Genomic DNA, 18,311 nt, shown 5'->3' with positions numbered 1-18,311 from the left:
AGACCTCCCTTTAGCCTTTTAATGATCCAATCATCATGCCTTTAACAAAATGCCTTTGTATAAATGGATAGATGATGAGCACGGGCAGCGTAGACACGACGATAAGGGAAAACTTCAACAGCTCCCGCAGACCATCCCTTGCCGCTTGATCGGCAACGTCAGTTATCATCGACGCATCGACCTCGTTTTGCACCAAAATATCCCTTAAAACCAATTGAATCGGATACAACTCCTGATGTTTTAAATAAAGCAGTGCGTTAAAATATTGGTTCCAATGTCCGACTGCATAAAACAAGGAGATTACAGCTATAATCGGACCTGACAACGGAAGCACGATTTTTCGCACAAACGTAAAATCGCTGCATCCATCCATTTGAGCGGCTTCAAGCAATTCATCCGGAATGGTCGTTTGAAAATAAGTGCGGGTAATGATCATATTCATAACGGCAAGAGCTCCCGGAATAATTAAAGACCACCTTGTGTCAATCATACCAAGCCCTTTCACAACCAGGTAAGACGGGATCAATCCGCCGGAAAACATCATTGTGAATACAAACAAAGCCATAATTGCGTTTCGTGGCATAAAATCTTTTCTTGAAAGCGGATACGCCGCAATGAGTGTAAAAAGCACATTGATCGTCGTTCCCACTACCGTATAATAAACCGAATTCAAAAAGCTCGACATAATTAAACGATGCTTAAATACCGCTTCATAACCCGCTAGCGTCGGCTCTACCGGATACAACCAGACTTTACCGGAAATAACCGCTGTGGATGAGCTGAAGGAAGCACTGACAATGTAAACCAGAGGGTAAAGAATCGTAATCGTAAAAATGGATAAGATGATGTAATTCAGAATTGTAAAAAGCCTGTCATCCGCACTTTCTTTAATGCTTCCCGTCATAGATGCGCCCTCCTTTTTACCACAGACTGGTTTGGCCCAATCTTCTCGCTATCCGATTGACGAGAACCAGCAGGACCAAATTAATTACTGATTTAAACAATCCAATGGCAGACGAGTAGGAATAGTTGATTGCTGTTGATGCCAAGCCAACTTTGTACACAAAAGTATCGATTACCTCAGAAGAGCTCATATTCAGCGGATTCTGCATCAGCAATACCTTTTCGAAGCCTATATCCAGCACATGACCCGTGTTCATGATCAGCAAAATAACGGCAACCGGCATAATACCCGGCAAGTCGACATGCCACATTCGCTGCACTTTATTCGCTCCATCCACAACAGCAGCCTCGTGCAGCGAAGGATCAACAGCTGCAAGCGCCGCCAGGTAGATGATGCAGGAAAAACCAACATTTTGCCAAATACCGGACCAGACAAAAACATGTGAGAACCATTCGGGTATGCCCATGAAATTGATTGCAGGGAATCCGAAATATTTCATAATCGTTTGAACCAGGCCAATACGTGGGTCCATCATTTGCAGTATGATGCCAACCATAACGACTACGGAAATAAAATGCGGCGCGTATGTGACCATTTGTACGGTTTTCTTAAAGAAACGAGCGTTTACGTAATTTAAGGAAAGCGCAAGTATGATTGGGAACGGAAACCCCGCAAGTAAACTATAGATGCTGATCAGAATCGTATTTTTCATAATTCGAACAAACTCATACGAATGGAAAAAACGATCGAAATGCTTCAAGCCTACCCATTCGCTACCCCATACCCCTTTAGTCGGAATATAATTTTTGAACGCAATCAAAGCCCCATACATCGGCACGTACTTGAATATGAGCAAATAAATAATCGGCAGCAGCATTAGCAAGTAGAGCTGCCAATGGCTGGTTGCGTTCTTCCTCAGTCTGGACAAGTAATTTTCCTTTTTACGGACAACTGTAGACAATGTGTTACTCTTGCTAGCCGAAACTTCCATAAACCCCTCCCTGTTTCGATGACCCTTAACTAGGTATCTTTGATGTCTTTCTTTGTTTAGAATACGAAAAAAGGGCCCGCCGAGCATTATGCTCATTTACACCGATATGACTTTATTTGCACTGGATGACGGCATGCGAATCGTAACCTTCGTACCCACTCCCCGCTCACTTTGCACGGAAAGCCCATACTGCTGCCCGAACACCATCTGAATCCGGTTATGCACATTGAGCAGCCCAATGCTGCCTTCAAATGTTGGTTGTGTATCCAACAGACTCTCCTCCCGGCTGTTCATGAGTCGTGTGCTTAATTGCAGCAGGGATTCTGCATCCATGCCGCAGCCATTATCTTCTACGGTCACATAAAAATCCGCTTCATCCTTCCAGGCGTCAATAATAATCGTGTGAGTATCCTCGATCCCATCGGGAAACGCATGTTTAAACACATTTTCGACCAAGGGCTGCAGCGTCAAGCGAACCATGCTGTCCAGAAAATAATCCGCGGGGATGCGAACATCGATTTCAAATTCGCGCTGGTTGCGGTATTTCATAATAGACATAAAGTACAGAATATGCTTAAGCTCGTTGACTACCGTTATTTCCTCCAAATCAGTGCGTATGGAATAGCGCAGCATATACGACAGAGAACGAACGATGTCTTTAATTTCGCTTGATTTCTGGATAACGGCGTAACAAATAATAATTTCCAAAGTGTTGTACAAGAAATGCGGATTAATCTGTAATTGCAGCGATTGAAATTCGGCCAGCTGCCGTTTCATTAAATTTTCTTGATTGCGCAGCTCGGTCTCGTAAACCCGTTCGACAAGCTCCTCCAGTCGGGAGACCATCGTATTGTAACTGGTAATAAGCTGATCCATCTCATCACGGCTTCCGGTCAGAGGTACTTTGGTCCACTGGCCTTTGGCCGTCTGACGCATCCCGTTTTCCAGTAGTCGAACTGGACGAACTATAGATTGACCGAAACGATAAGCTAGAAATGAGGCCAAAATCAATGTGACGATACCTACGATTAGCGTTGTTTGCCGCAAGTCTGAAATCGGCTTCCTCTGTTCAGCAACCGACATGCTTGCCACCAGCGTCCATCCGGAATAGTCGGACTTTCGACTAAAGAAAACACGCCCCGGTTCTCCGGGCAATTCAAATATTTGGTCTTTATTGGCTTCAACCGAATTGAAATGCATACCGTCAAGCTGTTTGCCGATTCGGCTCGAATCTGGATGATATAATATTTTTCCGCGATCGTTGACGATAAAAAAATACCCGGATTGTCCGAGCTTTATGCCCTTCCAGAGCGTGTTCAACTCTCCTATCTTTAGTTCGAAGCCCATAATGCCTTTAAATGATTTGGATGAGGTTCGGTCCGCCAATTTGCGAACGAGTGTGAGGTGACCGTCCAGAAATCCGGAGTCCTGGATCGTCAGCTTCCCGTTTATTTCATCGTCTTCCTTCATCTGTTCGACATATTCTTGAAAAGCTTTGTAATTAAAAGAAACAATGTGAATATTGAAATCCGTTGCCTGGAACCCGTTGTAACCGATGATGTACGTCATTGATATTTCCGGGTTGTTGATGAGGACCGGTTGAAATACCCCCTTCATGGCAATTTCGGATGTATAAAAGCCGGTAGTAGTATTGCGTGGAAGATCCAGAGCCTCTTTCACTACAGGAGACGTCAGAATAGATACCGTTGCCCTCTCGTAGTTTTTCAAATATAAATCGGTTTCATGTAAAACATTATCAACGATTTGAGTCAACAGCCCTTCATACTGATTCTCCAATTCATTGGACGACCGCCAATAGCCGGTGACCCCCACCGTCACCAAGGTCAGCGCGATAATAATGACAAAATAAATGTAAACCTTGCGTGCCAGCCTGTTATTCATTACTTGATCCCGAGCAGCCCGCGATATTCGGTAGGGGAATATCCGGTTGCCTTTTTGAACACTCTCGAAAAGTGTGGGTAGCTTTCGTAACCGACCTCGGTTACAATGTCGATGATTTTGTAGTGCGGAATGGCAAGCAGCTGTTTGGCTTTATCAATTCGTTTGCGCATCCGGTATTGCACGAAGGTTTCATTCGTCTTTTTCTTAAAATAATGGCTGAAATAGGTCGGCGTTACGCCTAGCTTCCCGGCAACCATGTCCAATGAAAGCTCCTCCTCGAAAAGATGCTCATCGATGTACTGGATAGCCGCCTCCAAAACATTGATTTTTTCATGATTGCGGTACTCGCTCAATCGCTGTATCCATATTCCGATTTCGGCCTGAAACCATTCATACGTAATCGTGATGACAGTGTTCTCCTCTAAAAGCGGCTTCGTCTCAAACCTATACGCCCCTCTGGCATTCAGTTTCTTGAGAAGCAGCCTGACAGCGTCGTATACCCGTTGGTGCTGCTGGATGTCCGTTTCAAAAGCAAACACCTCCCGCTTTCCCTCCTCAAGCAGTTCATCGGCCCTAACCTTGTCCATCATCCAAACCGCTTCCTCCAATTGATCGATCCATTGCTCAAATAGGGAGAAGGAAATAACCGCCGCATCCCGCATGGCGAGCAGTTTATCCAGCACTGGGAAAAGCTCAATTTCTGTAATAGGCTTCAGCAAATATTCCTGTACGCCGTACGACATACATTTTTGTGCATACGCAAAATCCCCATATCCCGAAAGCACAACAACTTTGGTGAAGAGTTTTAGCTGCTGAATATTTCGGCATAGCTCCAATCCGTCCATACGAGGCATCCGAATATCGGTCAACACAACGTCAGGTGGGTTAGCCACGATGTTCGACAGCGCTGACACACCGTCTGTAAACGTATCGATCTCACTAAACCGTTTATATTCCCCAATTAAAGTTTTGAGCCCAATTCCGATGATAGGTTCATCGTCAACAACAAAGATTCTCGCCATTCGCTTGCCCCCTGTTCTAAAAAAACGTTAACCTTTGATCGCCCCGACAAGAGCGCCATAGACATACTTTTGCAGGAAAGGATACACCAGCAGAATCGGTAAAGTCTCATCCATACCTCTATTATGTTAAGAATCCCTTTAGCTTGCCTACCCATTAAAACCTGAACATAGTCATCAAAATCGAAACTCCCTTCCGTTAATAATCCAAAATGGCTCAGCTTGGTTCTGATCCTGAGAACGGTCTTCCTGTATGAATCGGTACAACTGCACCAGCACTACCTTAATATGACAACTCAACTTCGTCAAATCAAGTGTTTATGAAAATTCCAATCTCCTAATCGATCAAATACCGGTATCACCGTGACGTGCTGTACAGACTAGCATGATTCCGCAAAAAATAGCCTTGGCCGACTAACGGCCAAGGCTATTTGCATATGAGCGAATCGGAGCCGATTCGCGATTAGTGACCCGCCATCATCGCCGGGTTCGGATTTGCAGAATCATGAGCGTAGCATATTGCGGCCGACGTCACCCCCCGATATGTCAATCAATCAATATGACGCTTTCTCGTACAAATTCGCAGGCAACGCCTGCAAGAACGGCGACCAATCGCTCGTCGTGTAAAGATGAAGCCGATGCATGGCCCGCGTACACGCCGTATAAAGAAGCTTGCGTTCGTTGTCCCTGCCGTAAGCTTCGGGCGAAGCTTCATAGACCAAGACTGCATCGAACTCGACACCCTTGGCGAGATACACAGGAATGACCATCACTCCTTTTTCAAAGTTAAGCGTCTCCTTCGTAATGAGCTGCAGAGCTTCGCCTCCTTGAATCCGTAACGATTCATGGGCTTCCCGGCTTTCAGCTGCGGTCTTAGTAATGACGGCGATAGAATCGAAGCCCTCGGCCCTGAGCGCCGCGATGTCTTCCAGAAGTTGCGCATCACGCTTCTCCCCGCCGTCCAGTCTCGTCAGAAGGGGCTTTTGGCCTCCCCTTTCAAACGGTGCAATTTCTTCCCCGTCTGGAAGCATCGATTTTGTAAATTCAACAATCTCCCTAGTTGAACGATAACTGCGTACAAGGGAGACAAGGCTTGTTTCGGCTTCACCAAAAAGGCGGACTAGCGACGAATCGGCTGCGTCCAAACTTGTAGCCTGCATGAAGATCGCTTGCCGGAAATCGCCGAGCACCGTCATCCGTGCACGGGGGAACAGCTTTTTTAGATATTCATATTGAAACGACGAATAATCCTGACCCTCATCAACGAAGACATACCGGATTTCCGTGTTCGTCCGGACGCCTTCGATCAGTTCTTTTATATACAAGTACGGAGTCGCATCCTCATGGAACAATTCGTTCCTGAGCAGCATTTCCTTGGTTTGTCTGCATATTTCAGGCCACAGCGGGGGGATGGCGGCCCCACTCGTTTTCTCACGATAAGCGGCTTCGTCGACAAACAATTGGCCATATATGCCTTTGACATCTATAAACGAGAGTTTCTTTACACTTTTCCTTAGCGGCTTAAAGCTTTCTTTCACGATTCTTCGGCGGAGCAGATCTTCCTCTCTCCGGGCGAAGTCAAAGTCACCTTCATCTTCCCGGCGCTTATTGTTAATTTTCTCGCGAATTGCGGCGAATTGTTCCGCAATGTCGAAGACTTCTCTCTCTTTATGCAGCATTCCGAAGACTTCCTCGTACTGCTCGGTGTCGAGATAATTCAACTCTTCCTGTACCCAAGGCGCTTCCCGCTCCATACGTTCCAGCGAAGCCAGTTCATTCAGCAGCCATTCCTGCAAGAGAACGACACGATTGAGCAACGGCAGGGAACGGTCATAACCGTAAAATTTCACTCTCATTCGCTCCGCGGTAATCAAGTCGCGGTCCCGAATCCGAATACCGTTGAATCGCATGCCTTCCCCTCCCAACCACATTCCATAGTTCTGCAGTGCTTGCAGGAAAGCTTCGGAAGCTTTATACTCGATCCCCTGAAGACGAGCCTCATATCCCGGCGCTCCTTGTGCGTTCAGTACATATTCGATCTGATCAAAGGGATCCTCCGGCCGTAACGAAGAACCTATCCAATAGTCGAGATATTCTTGAAAAGTTGTCTGCTGCATATTCTCTTCACCGAGTTCGGGAAGGACGGTGGAAATATAACTGGTAAACATCGGATTAGGTGAGAAAAGAACAATCTGATCAGCCCTGATCGTCTGGCGGTGTTTATACAGCAAGTACGCCACCCGCTGCAATGCCGCGGAAGTCTTACCGCTGCCGGCCGCCCCTTGCACGATAAGCATCCGGCTTTTGTCATTGCGGATGATAGCGTTTTGTTCCTTCTGGATGGTTGCCACGATACTCTTCATTTGCGAGTCCGCACCTTTGCCAAGCACTTGCTGCAGCAATTCGTCTCCGATCGTTTCGCTCGCATCAAACATGTTGCGGATTTTCCCGTTTTGAATCTGAAACTGCCGTTTGAGCTCCATCGTCCCTTCGATTCGTCCGGCCGGCGTGACATAAGACGCTCGACCTGGGGAGTAGTCGTAGTAGAGGCTAGCTATTGGCGTACGCCAGTCATAGATCAGAAAGCTCAATCCATCTTCGTCGACGAAGGAAGATACGCCGATATAGATCTGCTCGCTGAGGCCCAGGCCATCCTCCTGAAAGTCGATGCGTCCGAAATAAGGAGACGGGAGCAGACGTTTCATGCTTTTCCATTGCTGTGTCAACAGCTTGTGGCCGCGCTCCCGTTCGGCCAATACCGCGGACTGCTGGTTAATCGTGTAGAAGGTCTCTTCGAAATCTTCGTAAGTACTTGTGTTAATCGTAACTTCTTCCCAAAACCGCTTGCGGATGTCCGTAGCCTGATCGTGCAGCCCGGCAACCTCCGGCTCCAGTTCGGCGATTCTCGCCTGCAGCTTGTTCCTGACCCGTTCCAGCCGCTCCTGTTCCTGCCGCCAATTTGTATCCATATCTCCTGAACACACTCCTTCTTCCGTTTTTTGAGGTAAAAAAGAGCATTGACAAATCAAAGTTCCAGATGTACAATTAAAGTAGGATTAAAACTGGATTCATACTATTTAAAATTTTCATTAACGCTATTGATTATATCATAGTGTTATTTTGTGTTCAATCTATTTTTTGTTCCCCTCGACAGAGCTGAACACTGATCCGGATCGTGGACAATTTAAACAAATCACCGCGGAGTTAAGCAGCCAAGAGATGACCCTTGAATTTATCAGGGATCATCTTTTTTATGTCCACTACCCTGTGTTGTAAGCGGAGACGTATGCTCTCACTTTATTCGCGATTACCATTATTTAATCCAATAGAAATAACCCCGAATGGTTAACATAAACGATAAATTCAACGAGAATACGTTTGACTAACTTTATGATCGGGGTTACCGAATGATGAAAATATTGCTGCTTGCTTTCTTAATATTTGTATTAACCACTGCTTTTGCAATAACCATAGATCTGTTTTCGGGAATAAGTCTGAATTATTCACTCCGGGGTATGCTAAGCACAATAAAAATGTTTACGTCTACCGAGATCGTTATTTTGCTTATCATCGCAAGTATGTTACTAATACCACCTTTTCTTTCACAATTTATAAAGAAGTCACCGAATTAAGAGTTGTTTGAAGCGGGGCCCCAGTATTGCCGGATCCATGAGATTCCAAGCAGTAGTAAGGGGATAACCGTTTGTAAAGGAAATAATAAATAGAACGGAACGAGGCGGATTCCTTCATTCATGTGTTCCGTAAAATTGCTGGCAATCGTCATGGAACTGAAAAGAATGACGACGCCAATCGGAAGCACAAGTTTGTTTTGTTCTTTAATCTTGAATAAATCTGCCACCGCCAAAACTGATGCATAATAAAACATGGCGATCTTAAAGAAATCACAAATAATAAATGTCAAAATCGCTATCGCATCAAATCGCTGCAGGAAGTCTGCAATTTTTACGATACTGATTGTCTGTAACAAAGGGAACGCATTACGGCTTACCAAGTTGTAACCAAGCACGGAAATTTCAAGCGTAATTGTATAGCTTAATACAAGACCGCCTAATACCATGGCAAATAAACCAATTTTCATAGCTTTCTGAGGTTTTTGTAAATACGGAAGTAGCATCGTAAAGCAAATCATTTCCCCGAAAGGGAAAGCCAGTGTCTGTGGAAAAGCTTCTGTCCAAATCGGCTTCCATCCGTTTTCCAGTATCGGCAGCAAATTTTTGATATCCACAAGTCCGGATATCCAAACAAGCCCATTGCCCATGATACCCAAAAAGATCAGAATCAAAAAGAAAATTTCCCCTGTTCTTACCAAAACTAGAACCCCTTTATATAACACATAAGCAATAACAATGAACATGATAAAGTTAACTACGAATAGCGGCGTCTGATCATAAACAGCCGTTACCAGCAGGTCTCCGGCATCTCTCAAGTCCCTTGCTGCCCCATATATAAACAGGAGGAGATATATTAATCCTACAAGCCACCCGACATGTTTCCCGAGTATTTCCCTCAGATATCCGGTTAACGGCAAACCAGAATGCCTATGAAATAAAGAGACATAGACACTATACAGAATCAATCCCCCAATCAAACCAAGCAAAATGGCAATCCATGCATCCTTCTTCGCAGCCACCCCAAGACTCACAACAATCGCAGTTCCGAATTCAAATAGTAAGATGAGCACAAAGTACTGCCACATGTTGATTTTCGTTTTCTCCATAAGCATCAAACACCTTCCCACCGCTGCATGAACTTACTCTTTGTAGAAATACGGTTTTGTCACTAAACCGGTCCTGCGTATATAAGCTGTCACCGTTACATTTACGGGGACTTCAACAAAAGTAGTGTTCCAGTCATCCTTGAGCTGTTTCCATGTTTTCGGGTTTTCCATATTCACGTATTCTCCAAATCCAAAAATATCGCTTTTTGCTTTTTGTGCCTCCTTAACGGCTGCGAGCACCATTCGTTTCGTCTTCTCAGCCAACGCTTTCTCTATATTCATTATTTCATCAGGATCACTCAGATCCAGGCCGCATCTTACTTCGCCGACATCGCTTTCCTCTTTGATGTCGATGTAAATAGAGGGTTTTTCCCCTTTAACTTTAGCCTGCACTCTTGTTTTTGAACGAAGAACAACAATATCGAGTGCGTTTTTTTTGTTCTGACAATCGAGACTGACCATCGTACTCTTCATTTTATTTAATGTCCATACGGTACCGTATGCTTCGTCTCCATCCAACCACTTTACTAATTTCATATCCTTAAATATTGCGATGCCGCTAATAGCAAGTATAGCTCTTGGTTCACTTGTCCTAAAATTTGTTTGTTGACCCCCAATTTTGGGATTTCCAAGAATTTTAATACCGCTAATGCTAAGTTCTTTTCCTTCACTGACTATCATCTTTATGACGTCCACCATTTCGGTGTTCACATTAGACGACCATACGTATGTTGTTAATTTTATTTGATCCACGACGGAGTTTCCTGGTACTTTTTCAATAGGAGAAAGGAACGAGATTACAGATTCTGCATCCCCATTTCTGGCGACAAGAACATTTATGTTTAGCCTGGATTCAAAAAATCTTTCGAAAAAATCAAAAAGTTCCTGAATACCTTCTTGAGCTAAAGTCTCACCAATAACAACCAAACGAACATGAGAAAAATAAATTTTTCGAGGCAGCTGCTGCGAAGCTTTCAATGTAGCCTCGCGAATCGTCTTCCCCATCCCCCGATACACGTTTACAGGAAGCGAATATCCTCCGGCACCCCCACTTGGAGATTTACCTGCTACTTCTGAAGGGTTAATAATTTGAAAAGAGATGAGGTATTCATCATCTTGTAGTTTATCAATGCCTATGGCGGAAACGATGGAAAGCTCCGAAAGCTCCCTTCGGTTCCAGCACCCTGTAATCATCATTATTCCCATAAGAAATACGATCAGTAATACCCTGTTAACATTCATTGAGCTCCATCCCCATTTCTTTCTCCATGATTGCTTAAAGCGGATGGAGTCTCTTTCGAAGTCTGGGCATATTTCTTAACTCTGAACAGCTTGGACCTGGTGATGACCGACCAGAGAGGAAAACGAATAAAAGTATCTTTTTGATCGATTATATTGAAAGGTCCAAGTGGTGACAAATAAGGTGTCCCGAACGACTGTAAGCTGGTCATATGAGCCACAATAAAAATCATTCCCATGGTAATGCCGAAAGCGCCAAAGCTTGCCGCCAAAATCATCAGCACGAAACGAAGCATGCGGGCAGTAATGGCAATATTGAACGCAGGTGTGGCGAAACTAGCAATCCCGGTAATGGCAACAACAATGACCATAGCAGGAGAAACGATACCAGCTTGTACAGCCGCTTGACCTAAGACGAGCGCTCCTACGATGGAAACGGCCTGACCGACAGATCGAGGCATACGAACGCCCGCTTCTCGCAAGATTTCAAAGCTCAGTTCCATCATTAATGCTTCGACTAAAGCAGGGAAAGGAACCCCTTCCCTTGAAGAGACAAGACTGAAGAGCAGCTGGGAAGGAATCATTTCTTGATGAAAAGTGATCAATGCGATATAGATTGATGGTCCCATGACCGAGATGAAAAAGCTGACATAACGCAATAATCGCACAAATGTAGCAAAATCAAAGCGTTGGTAATAGTCCTCTGCTGATTGAAAAAATTGAGAGAAAATCGTCGGTACGATGAGTACAAAAGGTGTCCCGTCCACAAATATGGCCACCCTGCCTTCGATAATATTGGCGGCGATAATATCAGGACGATCCGTATTATAAATGGTCGGAAACGGCGTGAACGTCTGGTCTTCAATCAATTCTTCAATATTGCCGGACTCCATGATTGAATCAATCTCGATCTCGAGCAATCTCTTTTTAATATCTTTTATTAAATCTTCTTTGGCAATGCCATGGAGGTACAATATAGCCACATCCGTTCGCGTGACTTTACCGATTTCCATGTTTTCTAGCCATAAATTCGGATTTTTGATGCGACGGCGTACAAGTGCGATGTTGGTCCCGATTGATTCGATGAATGCATCTTTTGGACCGCGGATAACAACTTGTGTCGTAGATTCCGAGATCTGTCTTAATTCTCCTCCTCTGGTGTTGCCCCCAATGCCATTATTTGAACCGTCAATTAAGATGACCGTATCACCTGACAAACAAGACAACATCATTTCGTTCCAAGTTTCGATCGTTCTCAATTCATGGATCTCATGGGCATGATTTCTTAAAAAATGCAACAAGCTCTCGTGCGGATTTGCGTTTGCCAACCAATCTTTCTGATATTCTCCGTTCAGAAAATGTCCTACAAAATGAAAAATGGCATTTTTATTAACCAAGCCGTCCATATAGATCATTGCTACTTTAAGTACAGACTCGGTACCGAGAAGGAATTCGCGAATAATAACATCAGGGCTGGAACCGAATTCCTCCTTAATTTGATCGATATTCGTTTGCAAATCGCTGGATAGACTCCGCTTTCTAAAACTAGTTGCAAAATCACTTTTAGTTTGCTGGGATTTTTTGCTCCATTTGCGAATGTTTTTCCATAATGTCATACTCAAACCCCGATCTAAATTTTACCTTATTCTTCACTGAAGAGATTCACATTATACATAAACTAGAAGATTTGGGTATATCTATTGAGATTTCATTTTGATGAACAGTTCCATATTTCGCAATAAAATCCTTATTAAAATCGGGTAGGAGGCTGCTCATTAGTTGAGCAGCCGACCTCCCACACCACCGTACGTACCGTTCGGTATACGGCGGTTCCCTAGTTCACGCAGTAACTTGTCGATAATAATCCGAAAAGAAAAGGAATCCCAAACCTCTGATGGTGTTATTGCCGAGGGAGGTGGTGAGGATCGGGCTGATGGAAGTTCTCCAGTAGCCTTTTCGAGTATTCGCGAATTCCCATGCTTTCTGTTTCCGGATGCCGAGTGTTTGGAGCATCTTGAACTTCGTCCTCACTCGTTTCCATTGTTTCCAGTAGATCATGCGGATTCGCCTTCTCATCCATTCGTCCGTGGTTTTGAGCAGTTTCTTCATGTCCGCTATTTTGAAGTAGTTGACCCACCCCATAATGTAGCGTCCAAGCTTCTTTGCTCGTTCCTCATTGCCCATTCCATTGCTCCGCGATGTCTGCGCTTTGATCTTGGCTTTCATCTTTGCAATGGATTTCGGGTGAATTCGGACTCTCGTTTCCCCTTTTGCTTCGTAAAAGGAGAATCCCAGGAATTTGATTCCCCTCGCCTCATCCACCACCGTCTTTTCCCGGTTCACCTTCAGGAACAGCTTCTTCTCGATGAAGGGCAGAATGTTCTCAAGCGTTCGCTCGGCACTTCTTCGGCTTTTGCAGAAGATCAGGAGGTCGTCCGCGTATCGTACAAACCGATGTCCGCGCCGCTCCATTTCCTTGTCCAGTTCATTTAGCATAATATTGCTAAGTATTGGACTCAGATTCCCACCTTGCGGCACGCCGAGTTCTGTTTCCTCGAATTTGCGCCTCACCACGACGCCGGCTCTCAGAAATTTGTGGATCAGCGAGATGACTCGCCCGTCTTTGATGGTTCGTGATAACACTTCGATCAGCTTGCTTTGATTGACCGAGTCGAAGTATTTCTCCAAATCCATGTCCACTACGTACTTATATCCTTCCTGGATATGATTCTGGCTTTTCTCGATCGCACCGTGGGCGCTTCGCTTCGGCCGGAATCCGTAGCTATTTTCCGAGAACTGTCGTTCGTAGATCGGCTTGAGCACCTGCGCGATTGCCTGCTGGATGACCCGGTCAACTACCGTTGGAATGCCTAGATTTCTTTTCTTCTTGCCGTCTTCTTTCGGTATCTCTACCCTTCGGACGGGATTCGGACGGTATTTTCCGTCCAGAATGGACTGCCGGACGGCTTCTCCGTTTTCTTTGAGATATTGCAGAAGTTCATCTACTTTCATCCCATCGACTCCGTGTGCGCCTTTGTTCGCTCTCACCCTCTTGAACGCTTCGTTCAGGTTGGCTGCGCTCACAATTTCCTCCAGCAGTCCTTTCCTCGACTCGTTTGCGTTGGTGGTGTTGTTTTCGGTTATCCGTTCAGAACCGTACGCTCCTGCATATCCTCCGTGTTCCGCACTTGCTTTCCGCAGCGAGCCTTCCTTTTCGGGAAGTTGGCTGTACTTCTCTTCTGCCCCGGTAACGTTCATTGACTACCACCTCCTAAGGTTCGGCCCTTCCCTCGAACTGTCGACGGTTCGAGGTACTATGGCTTCTGCTGACTTCTCATGATAAATCTTGTTTCAACCGTGATTCGAAGCGGATCTCCTCACGTCCATGAGACCTCCCACGGTAAGACGATTCACTTTCCTTCCATGCACCCGCGCCATTTACACTGGTATGTCCGTGTAGTTTATTGGATTTCGTCTTGTTTAGCAGACTCGTCCCATATCCTGTGCCTGATGTCGTTCGTGTTCCTCGGGTCGGAATTTTGCCGCCAGCTTCCTTCAGATTCCACCTCGCGATGGACACCCTTGCTCTTGGCTAGTGGTTGGCAACTACAAGCCCCCACAACGGACTTTCACCGCCTAGTTAATCGCCATGCGTGGCGCACTAAAAAGGCTGCCGATATATTTATCGACAGCCAAAAGTAAGGTTGCTAACAACTAGGGTTCCCGTTAGCCATACACTAGCGTCTAGCTTAGGTGGCAATACGGATTCTGTTGCATCAAAAAGCGGCTGGAATTGCAGCTGCGATGTTTCCTGAAACCATAAATCGTAGTTCTCTGCTTTTTAAGATTTTCAAGGTAATCGAATACATACGCGCTTAGCCCTATTTCTTTAAATGAAACGGTACGGTGGTCACAATTACATCTTTGTTGAATAGCAAGAATGCTCTAATCAGTAAGCTTGATTGATTATGCAAGATATTGTGCCACGCTTTTTTTGGTATGAATTGGGGTATAACGACTGTAACTTGGTAGTTCGATTCACTTGCTTTGCGTTGGACTGTATCAATAAATTTAGCCAATGGGTTAATGATACTTCGGTAAGGTGAGTGTAATGTCACCAGTCTCACATCAGGCTGCCATTTGTTCCACTTTTCTTCAAACACTGCCTCATCTTCTCTTTCGAAAGGAACATAAACGGCAATGATCTGGTGGGGTGAAAGAGATTTCACATATTTTAACGAGTTCTCTACCACATGTGTAATACCTACCACAGGGAGAATCATTACATTGCCCTCAATTGGCACAACAGGTTCACAGGTTGTTAGTCTTAATTGGTCGCCTACTGCCTCATAATGTTTTCTATTTCGGTGAAAAAGATAAATGATTAAAGGCAAGAAAACTAACACTGACCAGACCTGTGAAAACTTGGTTGAAAAAACATTATACAGACGATAACGCTAATTACAGCACCTGTTGCGTTAATTATTAGTCATAATACCCATCCTTTGGGTTTTTGACGTATCCATTTTACCACCATTCCTGTCTGAGAAAGGGTAAAGGGGATAAACACACCAACAGCGTAAAGCGGGATGAGTTGTTCGGTTTGTCCTTGAAAAGCAATGATTAATATGATTGAAAAAATTCCAAGTATGATAATCCCATTGGAATATCCTAATCGGTCTCCAAGATTGTAATGAACAACACAAACGCAATGGCAATGGATATAGTATGAGAGTGTAAACTCGGAAAAGCAGATGCAATGGCATCTGTACCCGCTGACACACTTACTGCCACCGTTAAAATATAATCGACCAATAAGGAGCCTCCGGCGATTAAACCAGGGAGTATACCTAGATTTTCCTTTGATACCACATACGCTCCTCCGCCGTGGGGATAAGCAAATATAATTTGCCTGTAAGACAAAATAAGAGCTAATAATAAAATTAATACTCCAAAGGCAATGGGTATCGAATACCAAAATGCTGTAGGTATTATTATTGAGATTCATCATTTCGTAACCGTTTAGTCAAAACTCGTTCAAATATGTTGTGAAAAAAATCACATGTCCCGTTTATAATAAATAATATAACCGTTTGGGTAATACAATAACATGTACTACAAAATAAGGAGCTGATGTACCATGATGTCGTACGATCCGGCCGTGTACAGCCGAATACTTACTGGGCTAACGCTGGGCTTTCATATTATTTTTGCGACCATCGGGGTCGGGGTTCCAGTTATGATTGCCATCGCTGAATTTCTGGGGATAAAGCGTAAAGACCCTCACTATACGCTGCTGGCTCGTCGCTGGGCGCGAGGCTTTGTAATCACTGTAGCCGTCGGTGTTGTTACCGGTACATCCATCGGTCTGCAGCTGAATTTATTATGGCCAAGCTTCATGCAAATTGCAGGTCAAGCCATTGCGCTTCCGCTGTTTATGGAGACATTCGCTTTCTTCTTCGAAGCGATCTTCCTTGGCATTTATTTGTATACATGGGATAGGTTCCGTAATCCTTGGACACATTTTATAATATCAATTCCAGTTATAATAGGATCCAGTGCATCCGCTTTTTTTATCACCATTGTCAATGCGTTCATGAACACTCCCCAAGGGTTCAAGCTATCCGGTCGCACGATAATTGATATCGATCCGATAGTTGCTATGTTCAATCCTGCAACGCCTACCAAAACGGCACATGTACTCTCATCTGCCTATATGACCAGCGCCTTCGTGCTTGCAGCTATAGCCGCTGTAGCACTGCTCGCCGGTAAACGTCACATCTACTATCAAAAAGCGCTGAAGCTGACGATGGTTTGCGGACTAATCTTCTCCTTATCTACCGCTTTTATCGGAGACTTGTCCGGCAAATTTCTGGCTGAGTATCAACCGGAAAAGCTTGCTGCAGCCGAATGGCATTTTGAGACTGCCGAGAAAGCTCCACTTGTTTTTGGCGGTGTATTAGGTGAAAACAACGAAATTCGCTATGCCTTAAAGCTGCCCTATGCTCTAAGTATACTGGCCTATGGCAAGCCGGATGCCGTTGTTCAAGGACTGAACGAAACACCGAAAGAGCTTCGACCGCCGCTTTATATTCATTATTTTTTTGATATTATGGTTACCATTGGCGGCTTATCGATTGTACTATGTATCGCATACTTATGGATCAATCGCAAATCGCGCCAAAACACAGGAAAGCCACTGCCTCGTTGGCTGCTTCGCTGCATTGTGTGGTCAGGTCCGCTCGCCATGCTCGCCATTGAATGCGGTTGGATTTTCGCTGAGGCCGGTCGACAGCCATGGATTTTGCGCGGCTATATGAAAACCGTGCATGGTGCCACGACCTCTGCTAATGTGGACTGGATGCTGCTGCTTTTCTCCTTACTGTATATCGTACTCGGCTTCACCGTTTGGATCATACTTCGCCGTATGTTCCGTAGCTATACTCCTGAACAGGAATTGGAGCAGAATGGTATTGAAGGAGGCCCGCATAAATGAATATCGAGCTGATAGGAATTACCGTTCTCTGGATTTTTCTGTATGGATATTTGATTGTTGCCTCTATTGATTTTGGAGCCGGTTTTTTCAGCTACTACAGCATGCTTACCGGAAGAAAACATTTAGTGCATGGCATTATCGAACGCTACCTCTCCCCAGTATGGGAAGTGACCAATGTGTTCTTGATCTTTTTTATGGTCGGGATGGTCGGCTTCTTTCCGGATACAGCTTATTACCTGGGTACTACGCTGTTAATTCCAGGCAGCATTGCTATCATACTGTTAGCCATTCGTGGCTCGTATTATGCCTTCAGCACTTACGGTTCCAAGGATAATAAGTTCTATATGCTGCTGTACGGAGCCAGCGGACTGCTTATTCCGGCCTCTTTATCCATAGTGCTGACGATCTCAGAGGGAGGTTATATCGAGGAAAAGGGCAATCAGGTAACCTTGCTCTACAGCAAGCTTTTTACAAGTCCTTATGCCTGGTCTGTCGTTATTTTATCGCTCGTCAGTGTTTTGTTTATATCCGCAGCTTTCTTAACCTACTATGCTGACAAAGCTAAGGACTATAAGGCTATGGAAGTGCTGCGCGGCTTCGCTCTTGGATGGAGCATACCCACTATTCTTAGCAGTCTGCTTGTATTTTTCTCAATACAACGGCATAATCCTTGGCATTTTGAACAGATGCTTGATCTATCCTGGATGTTCGTGCTGTCATTCCTTTGCTTCATGGTCGCTACTTACCTGATTTGGCATCGCAAACGTCTCGGGTTAGCATTCCTGACGGTGATGTTGCAATTCGCATTGGCCTTCTTTGGATATGGGGCTTCGCATTTACCTTATATCTTATACCCCATGATCTCGATCCATGAGAGTATCACAAGTCCAAGTATGGGTATTGCGCTGATAATTGCCTTCATAGCCGGACTAATGCTGCTCATTCCTTCCTTGTACTTGTTGATGCGGCTGTTCTTGTTTAACGCAAATTATGTTCAGGGCAAGCATGGGAAATAAGGTCAT

The 18,311-nt window shown here is 44.8% G+C and carries 12 protein-coding genes and 1 pseudogene; 2 read left to right on the top strand and 11 right to left on the bottom strand.

Annotation, left to right across the window (positions count from 1 at the left end; genetic code table 11):
* Positions 1-10: 10 nt before the first annotated feature.
* The 11 genes and pseudogenes from NV381_RS26305 to NV381_RS26255 form a co-directional block, all read right to left on the bottom strand.
* The gene (locus NV381_RS26305) at positions 11-904 is read right to left on the bottom strand and encodes a carbohydrate ABC transporter permease (RefSeq protein ID WP_258216268.1); all 894 of its coding nucleotides are present in this window, start codon (positions 902-904) and stop codon (positions 11-13) included.
* A 16-nt stretch (positions 905-920) separates the two neighbouring features.
* On the bottom strand, positions 921-1,895 hold the full coding sequence (locus NV381_RS26300) for an ABC transporter permease (RefSeq protein WP_258216267.1): 975 nt from the start codon (positions 1,893-1,895) through the stop codon (positions 921-923).
* 96 nt (positions 1,896-1,991) lie between these two features.
* Positions 1,992-3,797: a cache domain-containing sensor histidine kinase gene (locus tag NV381_RS26295; protein ID WP_258216266.1), complete on the bottom strand. Its 1,806-nt coding sequence runs from the start codon at positions 3,795-3,797 to the stop codon at positions 1,992-1,994.
* Positions 3,797-4,819: a response regulator gene (locus tag NV381_RS26290; RefSeq protein ID WP_258216265.1), complete on the bottom strand. Its 1,023-nt coding sequence runs from the start codon at positions 4,817-4,819 to the stop codon at positions 3,797-3,799. Before NV381_RS26290 ends, NV381_RS26295 begins: the two co-directional genes overlap by 1 nt.
* Before the next feature lie 551 nt (positions 4,820-5,370).
* Positions 5,371-7,785 (bottom strand): RNA polymerase recycling motor HelD, encoded by a 2,415-nt coding sequence (gene helD / locus NV381_RS26285; protein WP_258216264.1) that lies wholly within the window; start codon positions 7,783-7,785, stop codon positions 5,371-5,373.
* 659 nt (positions 7,786-8,444) lie between these two features.
* Positions 8,445-9,554, bottom strand: coding sequence for a GerAB/ArcD/ProY family transporter (locus NV381_RS26280; RefSeq protein ID WP_258216263.1), 1,110 nt, complete (start codon positions 9,552-9,554; stop codon positions 8,445-8,447).
* Between the two features lie 33 nt (positions 9,555-9,587).
* On the bottom strand, positions 9,588-10,796 hold the full coding sequence (locus tag NV381_RS26275) for a Ger(x)C family spore germination protein (RefSeq protein WP_258216262.1): 1,209 nt from the start codon (positions 10,794-10,796) through the stop codon (positions 9,588-9,590).
* Positions 10,793-12,409: a spore germination protein gene (locus NV381_RS26270; RefSeq protein ID WP_258216261.1), complete on the bottom strand. Its 1,617-nt coding sequence runs from the start codon at positions 12,407-12,409 to the stop codon at positions 10,793-10,795. Before NV381_RS26270 ends, NV381_RS26275 begins: the two co-directional genes overlap by 4 nt.
* Positions 12,410-12,632: 223 nt before the next feature.
* Positions 12,633-14,051, bottom strand: coding sequence for a group II intron reverse transcriptase/maturase (gene ltrA, locus NV381_RS26265; RefSeq protein ID WP_258216260.1), 1,419 nt, complete (start codon positions 14,049-14,051; stop codon positions 12,633-12,635).
* Between the two features lie 76 nt (positions 14,052-14,127).
* Positions 14,128-14,373, bottom strand: coding sequence for a hypothetical protein (locus NV381_RS26260; RefSeq protein WP_258216259.1), 246 nt, complete (start codon positions 14,371-14,373; stop codon positions 14,128-14,130).
* Positions 14,374-14,674: 301 nt separating this feature from the next.
* A pseudogene (locus tag NV381_RS26255) lies at positions 14,675-15,797 on the bottom strand (amino acid permease).
* Between the two features lie 136 nt (positions 15,798-15,933).
* Between NV381_RS26255 and NV381_RS26250 the strand changes: the two are divergent.
* Together NV381_RS26250 and NV381_RS26245 are read left to right on the top strand one after the other, a co-directional pair.
* Entirely contained in the window at positions 15,934-17,289 is a 1,356-nt protein-coding gene (locus NV381_RS26250) for a cytochrome ubiquinol oxidase subunit I (protein WP_258216258.1), read from the top strand.
* Positions 17,286-18,305: a cytochrome d ubiquinol oxidase subunit II gene (locus tag NV381_RS26245; protein ID WP_258216257.1), complete on the top strand. Its 1,020-nt coding sequence runs from the start codon at positions 17,286-17,288 to the stop codon at positions 18,303-18,305. Before NV381_RS26250 ends, NV381_RS26245 begins: the two co-directional genes overlap by 4 nt.
* Positions 18,306-18,311: the final 6 nt, after the last annotated feature.

It is taken from the genome of Paenibacillus radicis (ex Xue et al. 2023) (assembly GCF_024722015.1).
Classification (GTDB): domain Bacteria; phylum Bacillota; class Bacilli; order Paenibacillales; family NBRC-103111; genus Paenibacillus_S.
The sequence above is the reverse complement of the archived record's forward strand: the minus strand, read 5'-3'. Positions and strand labels throughout refer to the sequence as shown.

Excerpts from the sequence above, each read along its gene's own strand:
- NV381_RS26300 (WP_258216267.1), bottom strand. The coding sequence starts at position 1,895 with ATGGAAGTTTCGGCTAGCAAGAGTAACACATTGTCTACAGTTGTCCGT.
- NV381_RS26275 (WP_258216262.1), bottom strand. The coding sequence starts at position 10,796 with ATGAATGTTAACAGGGTATTACTGATCGTATTTCTTATGGGAATAATG.
- NV381_RS26245 (WP_258216257.1), top strand. The coding sequence starts at position 17,286 with ATGAATATCGAGCTGATAGGAATTACCGTTCTCTGGATTTTTCTGTAT.
- NV381_RS26250 (WP_258216258.1), top strand. The coding sequence starts at position 15,934 with ATGATGTCGTACGATCCGGCCGTGTACAGCCGAATACTTACTGGGCTA.
- NV381_RS26290 (WP_258216265.1), bottom strand. The coding sequence starts at position 4,819 with ATGGCGAGAATCTTTGTTGTTGACGATGAACCTATCATCGGAATTGGG.
- NV381_RS26280 (WP_258216263.1), bottom strand. The coding sequence starts at position 9,554 with ATGGAGAAAACGAAAATCAACATGTGGCAGTACTTTGTGCTCATCTTA.
- NV381_RS26270 (WP_258216261.1), bottom strand. The coding sequence starts at position 12,409 with ATGACATTATGGAAAAACATTCGCAAATGGAGCAAAAAATCCCAGCAA.
- helD (WP_258216264.1), bottom strand. The coding sequence starts at position 7,785 with ATGGATACAAATTGGCGGCAGGAACAGGAGCGGCTGGAACGGGTCAGG.
- NV381_RS26295 (WP_258216266.1), bottom strand. The coding sequence starts at position 3,797 with ATGAATAACAGGCTGGCACGCAAGGTTTACATTTATTTTGTCATTATT.
- NV381_RS26305 (WP_258216268.1), bottom strand. The coding sequence starts at position 904 with ATGACGGGAAGCATTAAAGAAAGTGCGGATGACAGGCTTTTTACAATT.
- ltrA (WP_258216260.1), bottom strand. The coding sequence starts at position 14,051 with ATGAACGTTACCGGGGCAGAAGAGAAGTACAGCCAACTTCCCGAAAAG.